The organism is uncultured Thiodictyon sp., assembly GCA_903837595.1.
Taxonomy (GTDB): Bacteria; Pseudomonadota; Gammaproteobacteria; order Chromatiales; family Chromatiaceae; genus Thiodictyon.
In genome coordinates this window covers 1-16,993 of the sequence record CAILVI010000270.1, presented here as the reverse complement: position 1 = coordinate 16,993, position 16,993 = coordinate 1, and the positions used below count along the sequence as shown (strand labels likewise).

The following is a 16,993-nucleotide window of genomic DNA, read 5'->3' as shown; positions in this document are numbered from 1 at the left end:
GCCCGCCCGCCGCAGCTCCAGCACATGCTGGTGGCCTGGGTGGTCTACATGGGCATGTTCGGTCCCACCGTGAAGGTGTCCGTCCAGGATGTCTATTCCGGGGCGGTACGCGTGGTCGACAACGTGCCGCTGGGGCCCGCCGCCATCGGCGGGCTGATGAGCGGGATCGGCTACGGCGCCACCCGGCTCTTCGAGCAGGCATTCTCCACCCCGACGATGACGGGGTACGGTTTCGCCGCCCCTTTACACATCCTCCAGGGGGTGCGCAAGACGACCCTGTCGATGACGGCCCTGGGTGCCGCGAACGCCCCGACGGCCGGGGCGGACATGGCGCGGACCTTCGTCAACTACCTGTCCGAATGCACCTTGTATGGGTTCAACAACGGCACCCGGTCCGCCGACGACCTCCTGCGCGACCCCAACTGGCGCACCGCACTCGGCAGCACGCTGGTGGTGCCCACGACTGAGCTGTGGATCGGCGGCAACCCGGTGACAAAGGAATGCCCGGATGCGTGGACCGATCTGTCGAACTACCTCACCACGCAGTACGTCCCGAAGCTGCAAGCCTCGGTGGCGGCGACACTGCGGATCGCCAACCCGAACGATGTGCCAGGGGCGGTGAACTCCGCGCTCGACGCGCTCGCGGGGACCGGCGTCGGCGCCCAGAACTACATGGTGATGGCGACCGCGGCGGCCATGCTGCCCTATGCCCGCTCCGCCAACAAGCGCGCGCTGCTCCAAGCGGCCGATGCGGCAGCCATCGAACAAGCCTCGCAGCAACGCAATACCCAGTGGGCGTCGGAGGAGCGCCTGTTCTCCCGGATCGTGCGGCCGATGATGACATTCTTCGAGGCCTTCCTGTATGCGGTGTCACCGCTGATGGTCTTTGCCATTGGGTTGGGACCAACCGGCATCAGTATGGTCGGCAAGTACCTCTTGTTCGGTTTATGGATACAGCTCTGGCAGCCGATCCTGGCGATCATCAACCTCTATATCATCATGGCGGTGAAGTTCAAGATGGACGCGCTCCAGGATGTGGCGCTGGGTAACACCCCGATGCCGTCGATTCTGGCAATCTGGAAGCTCGACTTCATTTTGTCTGACTATTTGGGGGTTGGTGGAATGCTCGCGGCGAGTACGCCCGCGATTTCGTTGATGCTCATTTATGGCTCCGCGATTACGGCGACGCACCTGGCAGGGAGACTCCAGGGTGGAGACCACGTCAACGAGAAAATTGCCTCACCCGATGTGGTCAACCCGGCCGCGGCGCTGAACATGCAGCCCATCATGAATCATGGGCCGCTGTCGGGGACCGTCGCACCGGGGGCCGAACAGCAAAGCTGGTCGGTCAATGTCGGACACGAGGTCCAGCGGGATCTGCGGTCCAGTCAGCAGGCCATGCAGCGATCGAGCAGCGGGTTCTCGTCGGCACTCGGTAGCGCGGCCAGTGCCACGGCGTCCAAGAGTGGTGAAAGCTTCGATTCGCATGCCAGCACCTGGATGAAGGATGGGGGCAAGAGCCAGACCGATTCGGTGCTGATGGCCACCGCGGAAGGGCTGACCCAGCAGTACAGTGAAAGCGGGATGTCGAGCACGCAGATGGGGGCGGTGATTGCGGGCTCACTTGGCGGCGGCAAGGGAAAGGCTGACATCGGGGCAACCCTAAAGAGCCAGTACGGAGTCGGCAGCGAACTCGCGGACAAGATGGCGTCAGATATATCAGAAAAGGTGTCATCGGATCAGTCGCTGCAAACGCGGGTCGCCGAGGGCCTCAAGGTCGACTCGCAGACGGGCGAGCGTAACGTATTCACGGCCGGGCTGGACAGTCGCGAATCGTCGCAACTCACTCAATCAGCCGACGATGTCCTGTCCTCGTCGCGCAGTCTCGATCATGCAGAGTCGCAGTCCGAGCGGTTCGGCACCATGGGCTCATTCAATGGCATTGCGGCTGGTGCAGGACTGGTCAGACCGGAACACCAAGGGCTCAATGAAAAGCTGGATCGCACCATTGCGAGCTACAACCTTGATGGCGACCGGGATGACGCGGCACAGCGGCTATTGGTCGGTGGCGTCACCGCCGATCCGGACCAGGCGCGCGCCATCGCCGGCATGGGGTTGCTGCTTGGCCACACCGACGGTCAGCGGGCCAGGGGGATGACGCAGGGCGAACGGGCCGGTGCCAAGGAGGCAGGCATGGAGATCCTGGCCAGCGAATTCAATTTTCAGACACCCCAGGGAATTTCGCCCAGCCGCAACGCGGACCTGAGCGGCTCGGCACCCGGCTTCGGCGGCACCCAATCCCAGGTCGAGGGCGCCGGACTGCGCGATATCCGACCGGAGGTAGGCGGCCTGGCGGGCGAGGTGTCAGCACACGGCGATGCCACCCACCAGGCATGGAACCCGGGGGCCGTCGATCGCTTTGCGCAGGGGGCGCGCAACGAGGTGGCGGCTTCCGCCGGTCATGCCCAAGGCGCCCTGAGATCAGAGAAGCATTCCAGACTTGGCGCGATCATCGAGCAACACGCGGCGCTCCCGCGCACCGCCGCGCAGGTGGCCCAGAACGAGGCCGGCGGACTGCTCGCCCAGGCGGCGGAGACAGTGGCACTGGCCGGGGCTGGCGTCGGTGGCGTGGCCAGCCAGACGGTGGCCGGGGCTCAGGCCTTCGCCGGGGCGGTGCGGGATGGCCAAGGCATCGGTGCGGCGGTCCAGGCCGGACGGACAGCGGCTGGGGGCGAGGCGGGTTGGACCGGCACCCGTGAGGCGATGGTCGACGCGCGGATGAATCAGGTCTCCTCCTACGGCTTGAGCCCCGCTCAGGAGCAACTGTATCGGACCTCGACGGAAACGGTGATCGCCGGGATGCCGGGCGCCGCCCAACAGGCGGCGCACCAGGCCGTGATCGCGGAGTCCGGCAGCAGCCGGCGGGGTGAGCAGATCGCCGACCTCATCGAGCGGTCGGCGAGCACCAGGGACGACACGGATTTGCGGCTCATCGGGGCATTCAACGAACAGACGCAACCGCCGGAAAAAAAAAGCCCTGAGTCCGTGCTAAGGAGTCAGTCGCCCCGCGGTACCGGGGGTGAACGGGGGCAAGGCGCGAACGTCTCGCTGTCTTCCCCGGTCACCAACCCAAGCCAATATCCCATAACGTCGGGCTTTTCTGAACATCGCGTGAACCCTGTCTCCGGACAGGTGCGGCCCCATCGCGGCGTCGATCTGGCGATGCCGGAGGGGACCCCGGTCTATGCGGCGGCCGACGGGATCGCCCGCATGGGTGTTCAAGAGCATGGCGCCGGGAACTACATCTCGATGGACCACGGCGGGGACGCCGGCACCAGATACATGCACCTGTCCCGTGTCGCGGTCCAGGAAGGACAGCCGGTGCACCGGGGCGATGTGATTGGTTATTCGGGGGATACTGGCGGAAGTACGGGACCGCACCTACACTTCGAGGTCTGGCGCAACGGCGAGGCAGTCGATCCCATGCAGGACCCGCTGACACAGCTGCGTGGGCCAGGGCACCCCGGTCACGAAGCGCCTGCGGTCACCGCAGCACCGCCACGTCCGTCGGCGGGCGGAAACGACGCTGGGGAGCATCAGGCCCCGATTGTCGCACCGGCACCGTTACGAGGAATGTTCGCCGAAACCGAGGCGAGACATCACTTGCCGCCAGGAATGTTGACGGCACTGGCTTCAGTCGAGAGCCACTTCAACCCAACGGCCGTCTCCGACGCAGGAGCTCAGGGAATGTTCCAGATCACGCCTGCGACCGCGGCCGATTATCATGTCTCAAATCCCTTCGATCCCCGCGAGGCGGCGGAGGGGGCCGCCACAAAGCTGGCCACAGATTACGGGAAATTCGGCAATTGGGAGCACGCCGTACTGGCGTACAACGCGGGGACTGATCGCATTGATGAGTATCTGGCCGGGAGAGGTAAGCCACTGAAACAGGAGACGGTGGATTATCTGCCGAAGGTCCTGCATGCATTCCAGCATGTGGACCGGGGCGCGTGAAACGTTTCCCAACTGTTCTGGCGTCTATTCACGAAACCTCAGGCCGACAATAGGAGATCAACCCATGCGCGATTTCATCCGCCGGTTCCGCCGGGCCGTTCGGACTATTCCGCGGCGAGTCCGGTGGATACTCATCACCCCAGTCGCGTTCATCGTTCTGTTCTTGATCGACGGCAAATTGGCTAGCTCCGCTTTCTTCGCCGTGTTCGCATGGCTTGTCGTAGTCCAATTATATCGGGATCGGCACCTGATTCATGGGATCGATGGGCACATTCACAATGGCAAGATAAATCCAGCAACTGGATTGAAGATGACGGGATTATTTGACAAGAGTGGCAATCTTTACGGATGCAATGATGATCCGATGCGGTAATTTGACCGGACGTGTTGTCTACTGAACTTTCCGGTTTCCGAAAACGGACCGGACGAGGCGCTTGGGGCGAGGGAGCGGAGCAAAGAGGAGACTATGGCATTTACCCTACTTGCGACCGCCGGGCGCATTGTGCATCGTCTCATCCAGAACAGGGGCTTGGACGCGGATGCGCTGTACCTCGAATGCGGGCTGGACCCAGCTAAACTCGACGACGCCAAGGCGCGCTATCCGGTCGACCAGATGCGAACACTGTGGAATCTGGCCCAACAGCGGATTCCAGACCCCTGCTGGGGACTCGCGGCGGGAAAGGACTGGCGGCCAACCGACTACCACGCACTGGGTTACGCCTTTCTGGCATCAAGCACCCTGGAAGAAGCGTTGATGCGTCTGGCTCGCTATTATCGGATCGTGATTCAGGACACGGGCTTACAGATCACCAGCAATCAAGATAGCCTAAGTGTAAGGTCTATGCACATATCGACGGAGGCAGCTATACCGACACTGCAAGATGCCCATATGTCTTTGATTCTAGAAATGTGCCGGGAGGTATACGGCGCGACGCTTCCTCTTCTGGAGGTCCAGTTAAGCCACCCCTCGCAATCCTGCGACTACGAGCACTATTTCGGGTGTCCGGTGCGCTACGATGACGACTCGTCGGGCCTGACCTTCGCGCTGAGTACCGTGCGCAAAAAGTTGCCAGCTGGAAATCGGGATCTCGCTAATGAGAGCGACCGAATACTCGCCGACCTTGATGAGTTTCTAACCGGGCCCAAGCTCACTCATCGGGTAAGGCAGGAGATATGCCGCCGTCTACCATCCGGCAATCCGTGTGCAAAAGACGTGGCCCGGGAGCTGGCCCTTGCCCCGCGGACCCTGCAACGGAAACTCAGAGAGGAAGGGACCACCTATAAGAAAGTGTCCGAGGACGTGCGCAAGGAAGTCGCTCAGCGATATCTAAAAGACGGCAGGCACCACCTCAGCGAAGTGACTTTCCTTACCGGTTTTTCCAACCAGCCAGCCTTCTCCCGAGCCTACAAGGCATGGACCGGCCGAAATCCATCCGATGATCAGGGTCCCACCTGACGATCGCGTCGCCCGACTTTTCTCTTTTGAAAAATGTCCGGCGGTCTCTAAGGGAAAATTGGCGCGTTTTGATATGAAATAGGCGTGTTCCGATAACGCACTCGGGCGATCGCTTTGTTAGAGTCTCGGCAGGCACCAGACCAGCCGCTAGGACCGCACCCAATCACACCTCTCAACGCCCAAGCCAGGCCATCGCGCCCGGCAAAGTCACACGACTAACGGCCATCACTGCCGCGTCCCTTAGCGCCGCGATGATGATTGCTTTGGCCTACGGAAACGCGCACGCCGCGCCCGCTATCCCTCCCCCGCCCTGAAGGACGGAGTTTCTCGCCGAGGAGCGAATGACCACAAGGCACACAATGACCCCTTACGCATACGGGTATCAACATGGCACCCTGGCCGCAGTCAAGTACATCGATTCGGTCCGCTCCCGAGTGGCACGCGGAGCTTTCGTGGCTCCCAGCGAACTCGGCCACGTGATTGCCGCTCTCATGAAAAAGCTTGACGCCCTGGGAGGATGGGTCATGGCTGAGCGGCCGGTGGCAGAACATAGCCCAGAGCAGCGGGCCATCCTTGGGGAGTATTTCGGCTTCTGCGAGAGCCTGATGGAGGCGCTCTAGCCGCATCGTGGACCGGACGCACGCCGGCCGATGCGCCTTCGACACCTGGACTTTTTCGTTGTCTCCGCCCAGCATTGCGGTCTGAGTCGCGCCCACCGGAACGCAGGAACGCCGCGCCGGTTTACGCGGCACGCGAGGCTCTGGATGAAGAACCAGGACACGCTGCCAGGGGATGGTCGAACGTGCGCAACCATTGCTCGCTCCGGGTGAATCGCCATGCGTTGGCTGCACATCGCCAAAGGCCGTTACTATCATGCCCACCTCGTGGAAGACCTGTTCGGTGAATGGACCCTGGTCACGGCCTGGGGCGGACTGGGATCACGGGTGGGTGGGATGCGTAGCACCGGCGTAGCGTCCTATGCAGACGGCCAAGCCCAGATTCAGAAGATCGCCAAGCGGCGTCGGCAACATGGCTACGAAGCAAGGCCAGGGAAGCCAGAGTGCCCGATCAGGACGGATGAGTGTGAGCGCTGAAGATTCGGTTTTCTTGGGGGAATGCGGGAAGCGGGGCCGCCAGAGGCAATTCAGCGCCTGGAACGTAGGGCCATTCAGTGCAAGACGCGGGGACGCTTTGCCAACCCAAGCCCCCACAGGGCACACAGCAGGTCCTGCCGGGTTTCCAGTGTACGCACCAACGCCTCCTCGACCGATTCCCCACCCATGCCGTCGCCGTTCAGGATCGACTCCACTGCGTCGCCCTCAGGACACTCCACCCAGGCGGCACCGAAGCCGGCAAGCCAGTTACGCAGGGCCTCGCTGTCGTCGATCGGCGGATAGAAATCGGGATCGTCGGTTCCGCCCTTGAACACCGCCCAGCCGGCACCGAACCAGCCGAACTCGGCGATTCTGGACGGGAGACTCATGCCTGGCAGGGCCCTACGCGTTGTGCGCGCGGACCCTGGCCATGCGTGTCCGGAGACGGCCTCGCTACCTCAGAACTCACGTGTCGCTCGGGCTCGGCCCGGGGCAGCGCCCGCCCGAAGGCGACGCCGTCCAGGGGGCGAAGCTGGTAACGGGCAACCGAGAAGAGCACCTCGCCCTCAACCGGCGCGATCACCCGCACCCGGTAAAGCGCCTGGACGGGCCGGCGCCGCCCGGACGGCGTCACCGATCCACGGCACTTCTCAGAGTCGATGATCTCCGCCAGGGCACCGTCGTACTCAGGATGGAACACCGAGCGCTGGAGGATGGCGAGGTCACCAAGGTTGAAATCGGGGGACATAGCGAACGACGTCGACATCAGGAAGCCCTTTTCGGAAACTGCTACGACATAATCGGCCAGATCCAAGGGCACGGCAACCAATGCTGGAGCGGATACAGGCGTAGCCCGCTGCCCTGAACTAACCCAACCAATGCCTGGCCGATACCGGCTCTTGCAACGCGGACAATGTCGCTGCCTGCGAGCAACTGGGGGCGGTCTGTCGATCGCGGTGACGCGTGCTCACCGCCATCCCCATTGGGTTTCGCGATTCCAGATACCCGACGAACCGCCTCAAGACCGACAGCAACCGGGCAACGTATACGCCGCACAAACAGCGCGTGAAGCCGGTCTTCGGCATCATCGAATCCGTGATGGGGCTCCGTCAGTTTCTTGCCGGCAGTCTGGACAACGTCTAAAGCCGGTGAACCCTGGTACTGAAGTCCAGGTTCTGAGATCTGTCCATGGCCAAACACTTTGGGCCAGCGCTTTTTCGCCCAGGGTTTAGTCGGTTCTGAGCAAACCCCTCGAAGATCCCGCCCAGCGGCCCCCCTGCCCTCAGGCACCCCCCCAGGAAAAGCCGGAGATTTCAGCCCTGATATGCATATCCTGAAATTCTTGACGCGTGGCGATCTTGCGCCCGCAGTGAGGAAAGGCCAAATGAAAACAGACGCACCCTAGATTTATGTATCGTTTTCACAACACTCCGCCAGCAAATGACCCCGGAGCGGCCGTTCGATGCAAAATTCGGCAGGCTGTTAGACGCGACCCAGTCCCTATCTTGCCGAACACCGCTTTAGGTGTAAGATAGCGTGTCATGTGACACGCTTTATCGAGGCATTCAGGTCTGCTCCCGTCACAGCGTTAACCGTTGGCATCTATGGTGAAACTCCGATACCTGGCTGTTCGGCTGACTACTCCAGACCTGGAGGCGCAAGGGCGTTGCATACCGAGACACCAGGACCTATCGATGGACCTTAACTCCGACGTGGCAGCCCCGTCCCTCACCGTCGCACCAGATTGTTCTACCGAACGCAAAATCCCCGTCGAACAGGTCCACCGTTCGCCGTACCGTCCAGTAGCGCTGGTTCCAGGACCTTCCGCAATCGCTGCGTGGCTGCTCAACCCGGATGCACACAACAACGTGCTGGTTCGTCGACGCCCGAAAGGTGGCTATGAACTTCTCGTTGGAGAATTCGACTGGCGCCTAGCACAAGCCGCACGTTGCGATACCATACGGGTAAAAGTGTTAGATAGGGCGGATGATGGACTGGCACGGCAGTTGGCCACTCTTGATGCCGACCAGGACTTAAAGCATCTCCCACATGCAGCTACCCACGAAGGCGTTCTGCCATGGAGCGGTGCAGGGAAACTTGTGATCGCACGAGCTATTCAGCTACTGAACAAGGAGAAAGGCTGGTCCCTGACCGAGTCCGCTCGCTTGTTTGGCCTCTCGCGCACCGAAGGCGCTCACTATGTGCGAGTGCTGACGCTTCCATCTAAAGTGCTTGATCTGCTAGCCAAGGGCAGTTTGTCTTTCGGCCAGGCACGCGCCCTTTCGCGGCTTTCAGCCTGGCCAACAACAGCGCTGTTGCTGGCAACAAAGGTCGCAGCACTTCCTGGAACACCCGCACGTGCAAGACGGAGAGTTTGCAGCGTTCGGGAGGTAGAACGACGCGTTAGCAAAGCAATACTGCAGCTTGAGCAAGATAACTGGAATGGAGAGTCGGATGTCGGGAAGAAGGCGAAAGAGAGAGACGCGCACTCAGGTTCGACTGATCGCGCGTCGGGAGATCTTAGGCGGGCAGAAATGCTCTTAACTGATCACTGCGGATTTCCAGTTCGCATCGAGTTCGACGCCAAGTCACACACTGGACGCCTGGTTTTACGATTCGCCTCTGTCGACGAGTTTCACGTCCTCGCCGACTTGTTGGCACCAGGAATCGACTTCGACGAAAGCTAAGTAGAGCCCCGATTCGAGCGCCGGGGTTACTTGTTTTTCATCTTCTTTTTCAGCGCGTTATCATCGAAATTTACACATGTAAAATTCTTGTTCCGCACTACTAGAAATGCTCCTTGAGTGCTTTCTGTAGCAACTCCAATGCTTCTTCGATGTCTCGCACGGACGCCCTGGTTAGATCGAAGCGGAGGTCTCGTTGTCCCTTACGCTCCACCCGCACGGCGCGAGCACCACCAGACCCTTGATAGCTGCCTAGCTCCTTTATTGGCCCCGTAGGCGACGCCTTCCCCGCCGTCTCCAACTGCGACACAACCGCTTTCGCTGTCGCCCGATGCTTCCCCTGAGCTATTTCGATGGCCTTATTGATCACTCTCGATCGTGCCTTCGCATCGTCCAGGAACTCCTTAAGCCGGCGAGCATGATTTACCAGGATGTCGTGCGGCGAGGGAAACGCTCTTACAACTTCCTCGGGCAGTTCCGTCAGGTCTAGCAGCTGCGTCATCCAGCCAGCCGTCTTCCCCAATTGCCTGGCTAGGCTTTCTTGGGTATGCCGCTCCTTAGCACGTCCCGCTGCCACGCCGTCCTCAGAATAGATCTCTAACAAAGACCTACGGTACTTCCACGCACGCTCGTAATCTGACAGATCTTTCCGACTTCGGTTCTCCACATCCGACGCAATGAATGCCTCTCCGTCGTCTAAGTTTCTAATCTCCGCCTCGAACTGCCATCCGAGATGCTGGCATACCCACCAACGGCGTAACCCGACAAGCACCTCATAGGCGTACCCATCCGGATCATTGTTCAGAGGCCTCACGAGTCCTGGCGTAGTCTGACGCCCAGCCTCCTGGAACCCCTCAATCAAATCTGCACAGGTCTCACTATTCAGTGCGTCGATATTTCTATCGTGAAACATCCATGGCCTACACCGCTTTGGATCGATTCGGACGTTATCTTGGTTGAAATGACAGATCTCCTGATTACCACCAAGAGCCTCACTCAACAGCGCGATACGATCCCCGAGTCCTCGCGCAGTCACAGACTCATTCGCCCCGGGACCGTCTTTCAAGGATTCAGTAACCACTTCACCCAGTGACGTGTCTGCAGCTGCAGCATGGTTCTGAAGACTTGCTAGAAAGTTACTCGTCCTACCAGTTTTGTTTCGCATTGTGATTACCTAGAATCAAAAAATCCCTTCGGCGCGAAGCGCCTCTATATGACTCGGCCAGCAACGACGAAGTAATCGTAAGATCTCCTCGTTTGCGTTATTGAAGCTGGCAAGGCCGCGCTTGAGGGTTTTCGGCGGGATATCATCCGGCCCTGCCTCGTAGAGTGATCGCCCACGCATCCCCGCCCGATCCAAACCGGCAGTCTTCTTCACAGCGACCGGCAGCACGAACGGTGCGAGATGTTCAAGAATAACGTCGGTCATAGCCACCTGTACTTCGCTCGCCTCGTCGAGTCGCGTAATGAGAAGTTTGAGAAACTTGTAGTCAGTAGGCCCCAACATCTGCGTGATCGACTCAAGGACTTGATGAGCCATGTTGAGATAACTGATCGTAGAAAATAAGTCATAGGCTGCCACCGGCATCGTGATCAGCAGTGCATCCGCAGCACGCATCACACTCAACGCTATCATCCCAAGTGCCGGCGGTGGATCAAGAATGACTACGTCAAAATCACCCTTAATGCCAGCAATCCCGCTTCTGAGCCGATTCAGAACTCGACTGTCCTGTGAAATTCCACGCCCAAGAGCGTACTCTGCTCCGTACAGGTCCAGTGATGCTGGAATGAGCGATAGCCCGCTCCACTTCGTGGCACGGACCGCGTACCGAAGGTCCTGCTCGTTACCAACGAGAAACGGATGTAAAGTATTTTCAAGCGCGATATCGTCGTCAGGGATATAGCCGAACGTCTGCGTAGCACTTCCCTGCGAGTCCGCATCGACCAGTAAGACCCGCAACCCCCTGATCGCCAGATATTGGGCAAGATGCACACTGGTAGTGGTCTTGGACGACCCACCCTTGAAATTCGACACTGCCAAACAGACGGGCTCATCGCTATCACCACGCCTCAACCTGGTACCAAAGTGGTCGCGTGCAGCATTAATCGCATCCAGCGTAAATCCGATCCTGCGACCGTTGGCACCAAGTTCCGGCGCCTGCAGCTTGCCGCTAGTCTCCGCCTCCCTGATGGCCGAGGCCGATCGCCCAATCAGCTCGCAGGCTTCTTTAAGCCCAAAGCGGATCGGCGGCGCCTCTATTGGCCGCTCATCCAAAGCGGTTTGATGAATCAAGCGACGAAGCCGCTCCCCACGCTCAACAAGCTGGCCCAACTGTTCTAGGGTGATACCGCGTGTCGACATCTGTATGGTTCCTCTGCTACTGACCATGGAAAGAGCCTTTTTAGCTCACCGTATGCTGCCCGTGCCTTTTTTGGCGAGTCTAGCAGAAAATTTGACAGTCACCCCCTATCGGGCTACCCTTCAGCATCAACAACGTTGCGCAGCGTTATGTCTCACAAGCATTTTTAAAATTTTTCGGCACAGCAAAAATCGTTATGGACACACAGATTTCCGTCACCGACGAGGGCCAGCAAGCTGACGACCTTGACGCACCCCATCTCGACGCGAAGACACGCCGACGGTTGGCGTCGTGCATCGCGATAGCCAAGTCCCGCACAGCCGAGCGAACCTCAAGAACGCCAATACCCACACCGGCGACCACTGTCGAGACTGGATCACATACGCCAACTTCCACCCCTCGCCGTCGCACCGGAACACCAGCGCCAAAGGTCGTCGAAGACGCAAACGCGAAACTCAACGTTCTGTTACGACAACGTGGCATTGAGCACTTCGCACTATCTCCTACTTCTGAATATCCAACGCCTCTCACCCGTTTACCTCTGTTCCCACCGGTAAAAAAGACCACCGCACGCGGCATCTCCGGATCAGGCGATTGGGTAGCCCTAGAGTCACGTTGGGACGGCGGCGGCGTCTTCCGGTCAGGACCCGGTCTCACAGTGTTCGACGAAGACACTTTGTTCGGCCTGATGACTATGCGTCAACAGGGTATGGCGGGGCCTGCAGATCAACTGCCTATCACAGCCCCACCCTCACACGGACCGGCAGGACTCGCACCTAGCAATCCCGTCCGGGTCCACGCACTCTATTGCCTAGTGTCTCAACTCGAGAATATTATCAAGGGCCATACCCCAGCCAATGGCTGGGGTGGCCGTACACTTACCAAGCGCCGCGACAGCATCGACACGTTATCGCGCGTCATGCTCAAGTTTGTGCGGCCGAAAGGCGCCGATGCATTCCACGGGCAACCGATCCATCTGATCTTCATCGAGTATATTGTTACCCCAAAGGACGGCTTCTATTACGTTCAGTTCCATCCTGTACTCTCGCAATGGCTCGAAGAGTACCGCACGTACATTGATTTCAATATCCGCCGTCAACTCTCACCGCTCGGTAAGGCCATCCATCGCGCACTCGCCAGCCAGCGTTCCAACGGCGTATTTGACGTCCTGCTTATCGATTTCTTTGAAAGCATCGGCGCGTCCGGCAGTGCAGCGGACCGCAAACGCGAAGCGATTCCCCAGTTGGATAAATTATGCGAACTCAGCTTTCTGGATTCGTATGAATTCACGGGCACCGGTCGTAGAGTTGCCACCAAGCTCCGCGTCGTCTTTTCCAAACGGTCATCGCCAGCAGACGTAAAATAGGTTATCTCGTAGCTCTGCATACAACGGACATGGAAGCGCGCCGTCTCCACCTGAATCAAGATCAAGGGAACGCGGGCGACCGAAGGTTGCCTAGATCACGAGATCTTCATGTGCGAGACTAGGGAGGATGACGCAAGTCATTCAATCGCATCCGATTCGAAAACCGCAGCAACATAACGTCTTAACCTCCCACGCGCCCACCTGTGCGGAAAGAATTCACAGTCTCGTCGCAGCACTTCAGATTTCCCGTCTAGCTGACCACACGGACCTGCTGCTGAAAGTCCAGCAGCGCCGCGACGACCGGTGACTTCGCGACAGGGGGAAAAGTCCAGAGTCTGAAGCACGGATGTTCTGAGCCATCCTATCCATCTGTCCGATCATGCCGACAAGGCTCGGTGGCTCATCCCATCGGTTACGCCGTGCCTTTCCCCACTGAACGATGTGTGACCCAAGTTACATGCACCGCAGTGAAAGTAGTTTCCCCCATGACATACGTCACTTAACTTCGCGTTAGCGCGCCTAAGAGACTGACCTTGTAGGGCATTCGCAAATTTCTACCCCTACCACGTTCCGCCGGTTTGACCGTGTCTTTTCCCATCCAAAACCTCGCAACCTCGTCACTCCAAATCAGCCAGCCACCGTGCCTTTTCCCATCACGAATCATCACTACGTGGACACGAGCCCCCGACTGCATCGCTCCCACACAACGCGTGCATAGCGAAAATCGTGCCGGTGCCACCTCCGCAGCGTCAGCGCCGCAGTGTGTCTAGAGCATCATCCGTCATATCACCTTTTCGGCTCGTGCTTCGCGTGCCGATCTGTGCCAGATGTTCACGATCCAGCCTGACTCACCTGACATAACTTTTCATCGCCGAGAACATTGATAAGGCACCAAAAAAACACGATTCGCTCCTGCCCTCGACACCACCACACCGTGTTCACCTTCGGGACCAGTGCGATAGTAACTTACTGATCTAGAGCGCATTCGTCAGGCTCCGCCGCTGACCCCGGCTGGAGATAGCAACAAACGCTTGATGCTCAGGTCCTGAACAAGGCGGCATCTGGATCCGATTCAAGGACCACGCACTTTGCGTGCTGACAAATCCCATCGCGTGTATGGATCGGAAACTTATGCCTGTCCGGCCAGTTCAGCCACCAAACCTGGCTGCCGCTGAACCAGAACACGAACCCTCTTTCATATAGCTAGTCTGGGCTCTCCGGTTAACCGGAGTGGCTCTTCCTCCGCTTCGGACGGCTCCCCAGAAATGGGCCGGCACAGGGGCGACAAGCACCTCCGTGCGTGTCGTAACCGCTTGCTTTAACGTTGCCATCAACGTCCGTCCGCCCCTTCCGCGGCGAGGGTCAGGCGCAGCCGCCCGAAACGCAGGAAGAGCCGCTAGAGATAGCAACGACTGAACATTTTCCGCACAACGAGCCGTATCGGAACGTCTTTTTGCGTCCTTAACGCGGTAGGCGAGGCCAAAGGGTATTGTGGCCGTACCCAAACCCGCACCAATCCGAGCTGACGCTAGATCCATAAGCTGATGTTCCTATTTGTCTTTCTGAGCACCAAAACCCTAGCCGCAAACCCACCGTGCCTTTTCCCATCCAATGCACGCATCCTGTTGATCTATGGTCCAATGCCTTACCTGGACCCATCTCGACCAATGGCAGTTCTTCCCAGACCCAAGAGTCTAAACACCACCGTGCCTTTTCCCATCCACACACTTGCAGAAGCACCTGTTACCGCCGTCCACTTATCCACAGCCCTCCGTGCCTTTCCCCATGGACCCCCGTGTCTTTTCCCAGACTGAACCGTGCCTTTTCCCAAGGATGACCGTGCCTTTCCCCATCTACCACCGTGCCTTTTCCCACTATGTGAGTATGTCATCGTTTCCTTTATCACTGTTTTCACTCTATATTTTTACGCTATTTTGTGCTCTAGTACTCTTAAGTATTGTTTTAGTAATAATATCTAGTAAGGCGGTTGTCACCCGCCTCCTCATCTTTCGTATAATTTTCTCCTTCATAGATATCCGAGCACCAACTGCGTTTGCCACGGGACACACCGCTCTCGATTCACTGATTCCTGGGGAAAGAGGTCCGTCGCTCAGCGCATCCGAGCTAAGTCCGTCCCGGTTTAGGTGTGGCTGCGGACGCGCCGTTCTTGCTTCTTGCGAATGACCGCGAGCTAACTCTGGTCGATCGGGTCGACCAGGGCATCGCTGTAGAAAGGGTCGCCGCCCCAAGCCGGAACCGGCCGTGGCTGGGTCCGTCCTCGCCGGCCGGGACTGCGACCTCCCGTTCAAAGGTGGTCCGCCGCGCTGACTGCGCAAAGGGGTACGCGTGACGGGCATAGGGCAGATTGCTGCAGAAGGCCAGATCGGCTGTAGCCAGGGCGCGTAGCAGCGCATCCGCCTCCGGTCCTGAGTGGCGTCTGCGGCCGGGTCGCCGCCGGTGATAGTAGCTGCGTCGGGGCAGGGGAGTTCGATCCCCTTTTCACCGGCCAGGGAACTCGCCAGCGGCCAACCGTGCAGGGTGACGACGAAGTCCCGTTTGGGTGTTCAGTCCTTGGCCGTGAAGCGGTAGGCGAGGGACCTGGGGTTCACCGTGTCCCCTACGCGCTCGTCGACTCCCGCGAAGCGGAAGCTTTCAGGCCAATTCCAGCCATGGGTGGCGGTACGCGGCGAGACGATAAATTATGCGGAGCCGATGGGGCCGTTCCAGCGGGCGCCGGTGCGGGTGACGTATCAAACCTCCACGAACCCGATCCCCGTACCGGCCGAGAACCGATAGCGGTGTCCCACCTCGACGCGCTCCTGGGGGACCGGTGTGATGTCGAAGGCGTGGACGCGCCCGATCCAGGGTGCGAGTTCGGGCCACGGTCACTGTTCGATCAGGCGGGTTTCGACCGGCTGACCGCGTACCCGGGTGGTCAGGTCGCGAAACTGCGGGTCGACATAGATGGCGGAGACCCGGTCGTCCGTCGCGGATTGCGGACAGCCCTCGGGAGAAGGCAACGGTGGTGGTGATCGTCTCAGCGGTTGGGTTGTGGAAAAGATAAGTGACATCCGCGTCCCAGTTCTTGCTCCCCTGCGTCAGCACCACGCGCTCGGCGACCCTGCGGATGCGACTCGGCGCGACCGGCGCCAGGCGAGGGGCGATCCCGGCGGCCTCGAAATCGTTGGCCGCGGCGGGCGGTGACAGCCAACCGGGGAGCAGACAAGCCAGCAGCGGGGCCAGTGTCCGGCGGCGGCGACGATGGGTGTGACGGGCGTCTGAATTGGCCATAAGAATCGGCTGAACGGACGGCGAACCGGCAATGACTGTCGAGCACGAATGGTGTTACGCCAACGCTTCCTTCCCAGTCGAACGTCGACCGAGCGGATGGCGCAGCCGCTCAGACTAGCCTGGAACCAGGACTGCCGTCATGCGCCGCCTGACGCCAATTCTCAAAGCGTCCGCTGACCCAATCGGTGCCGCAGTTCTTGAGCGTGATTATCAAAGATCCGCGCTTTAGCTAAAAAAGAGACATTGTTGCTTGAATGTAACGGCTCGCGCACCCATCCTTGGGGTATTGCTCACCTGTCCCGGACCCGTGGCGTCGCCGAGCGGCCTGCATCCGGGACCTGCCTCGCTGGCAGGAGGTTCCCCATGTTTCTTCGACTATATTTTGACCGGCGCTTGGCCGACGGCTCGACCTACCGCATCCGACCTTCAGGTCCACACGACCGCGAACTGTTGGTCCGCTGCTTCGAGTCACTCTCCCTGGAGGCGCGACGCCTGCGCTTTTTCACCGCCAAACAGGCCCTGACCCCGGAGGACCTGGACCGCTTCTGCGCAGCCGATGGTCACGACCACATCGCCTTCGCCGCGGTACGGATCGACGCGACCGGCCGGGAGTCAGAGCCCCTGGGTTTTGCCCGCTGTCTGCGTCTGACCCCCGGCGGGGAGGTGGCCGAGTTCTCCGTCGCCACGGTCGACGGGATACAGGGGCAGGGGGTGGGTTCAGCGCTGCT

The 16,993-nt window shown here is 59.7% G+C and carries 13 protein-coding genes and 1 pseudogene; 9 read left to right on the top strand and 5 right to left on the bottom strand.

The features are described from left to right. The 5 genes from QZY44_RS14995 to QZY44_RS14975 form a co-directional block, all read left to right on the top strand. Positions 1–4,014: conjugal transfer protein TraG N-terminal domain-containing protein (locus tag QZY44_RS14995; protein WP_295447585.1), on the top strand; the 4,014-nt coding region annotated here is incomplete at its 5' end. A 64-nt stretch (positions 4,015–4,078) separates the two neighbouring features. Continuing rightward, the gene (locus tag QZY44_RS14990; protein WP_295447582.1) at positions 4,079–4,387 is read left to right on the top strand and encodes a hypothetical protein; all 309 of its coding nucleotides are present in this window, start codon (positions 4,079–4,081) and stop codon (positions 4,385–4,387) included. A gap of 93 nt (positions 4,388–4,480) precedes the next feature. Beyond that, complete coding sequence (locus tag QZY44_RS14985) at positions 4,481–5,470, top strand: AraC family transcriptional regulator (protein WP_295447579.1); 990 nt, start codon at positions 4,481–4,483, stop codon at positions 5,468–5,470. Positions 5,471–5,961: 491 nt separating this feature from the next. Further along, positions 5,962–6,090, top strand: a complete 129-nt coding sequence (locus tag QZY44_RS14980; protein WP_295447576.1) for a hypothetical protein — start codon at positions 5,962–5,964, stop codon at positions 6,088–6,090. 216 nt (positions 6,091–6,306) lie between these two features. Then, positions 6,307–6,564 (top strand): WGR domain-containing protein, encoded by a 258-nt coding sequence (locus QZY44_RS14975; protein WP_295447573.1) that lies wholly within the window; start codon positions 6,307–6,309, stop codon positions 6,562–6,564. 74 nt (positions 6,565–6,638) lie between these two features. Here QZY44_RS14975 and QZY44_RS14970 read toward each other — a convergent pair whose 3' ends face one another. Together QZY44_RS14970 and QZY44_RS14965 are read right to left on the bottom strand one after the other, a co-directional pair. Further along, positions 6,639–6,953 carry a histidine kinase gene (locus QZY44_RS14970; protein WP_295447570.1) on the bottom strand — a complete coding sequence of 105 codons (315 nt, stop codon included), beginning with the start codon at positions 6,951–6,953 and terminating at the stop codon, positions 6,639–6,641. Beyond that, positions 6,950–7,312 (bottom strand): hypothetical protein, encoded by a 363-nt coding sequence (locus QZY44_RS14965; protein ID WP_295447567.1) that lies wholly within the window; start codon positions 7,310–7,312, stop codon positions 6,950–6,952. The genes QZY44_RS14970 and QZY44_RS14965 overlap by 4 nt, the downstream gene beginning before the upstream one ends. Before the next feature lie 215 nt (positions 7,313–7,527). Between QZY44_RS14965 and QZY44_RS14960 the strand changes: the two genes are divergently transcribed. Both QZY44_RS14960 and QZY44_RS14955 read left to right on the top strand, forming a co-directional pair. Further along, complete coding sequence (locus QZY44_RS14960) at positions 7,528–7,707, top strand: hypothetical protein (protein WP_295447564.1); 180 nt, start codon at positions 7,528–7,530, stop codon at positions 7,705–7,707. Positions 7,708–8,258: 551 nt separating this feature from the next. After that, complete coding sequence (locus tag QZY44_RS14955; RefSeq protein ID WP_295447562.1) at positions 8,259–9,251, top strand: hypothetical protein; 993 nt, start codon at positions 8,259–8,261, stop codon at positions 9,249–9,251. 100 nt (positions 9,252–9,351) lie between these two features. Here the strand turns inward: QZY44_RS14955 and QZY44_RS14950 are convergent, their stop codons facing one another. Together QZY44_RS14950 and QZY44_RS14945 are read right to left on the bottom strand one after the other, a co-directional pair. Further along, positions 9,352–10,413, bottom strand: coding sequence for a ParB/RepB/Spo0J family partition protein (locus QZY44_RS14950; protein WP_295447560.1), 1,062 nt, complete (start codon positions 10,411–10,413; stop codon positions 9,352–9,354). Between the two features lie 15 nt (positions 10,414–10,428). Next, complete coding sequence (locus QZY44_RS14945; protein WP_295447558.1) at positions 10,429–11,610, bottom strand: AAA family ATPase; 1,182 nt, start codon at positions 11,608–11,610, stop codon at positions 10,429–10,431. 812 nt (positions 11,611–12,422) lie between these two features. Here QZY44_RS14945 and QZY44_RS14940 point away from each other — a divergent pair. Next, on the top strand, positions 12,423–12,974 hold the full coding sequence (locus tag QZY44_RS14940) for a hypothetical protein (protein WP_295447556.1): 552 nt from the start codon (positions 12,423–12,425) through the stop codon (positions 12,972–12,974). Between the two features lie 2,885 nt (positions 12,975–15,859). Here QZY44_RS14940 and QZY44_RS14935 read toward each other — a convergent pair. Beyond that, a complete protein-coding gene (locus QZY44_RS14935; protein ID WP_295447554.1) occupies positions 15,860–15,994 on the bottom strand; it encodes a hypothetical protein in 135 nt (44 codons plus the stop codon). Positions 15,995–16,628: 634 nt separating this feature from the next. On the opposite strand from QZY44_RS14935, the pseudogene QZY44_RS14930 reads away from it, so the two are divergent. Beyond that, positions 16,629–16,993 (top strand): annotated as a pseudogene (locus tag QZY44_RS14930) (hypothetical protein); the annotation flags it as partial.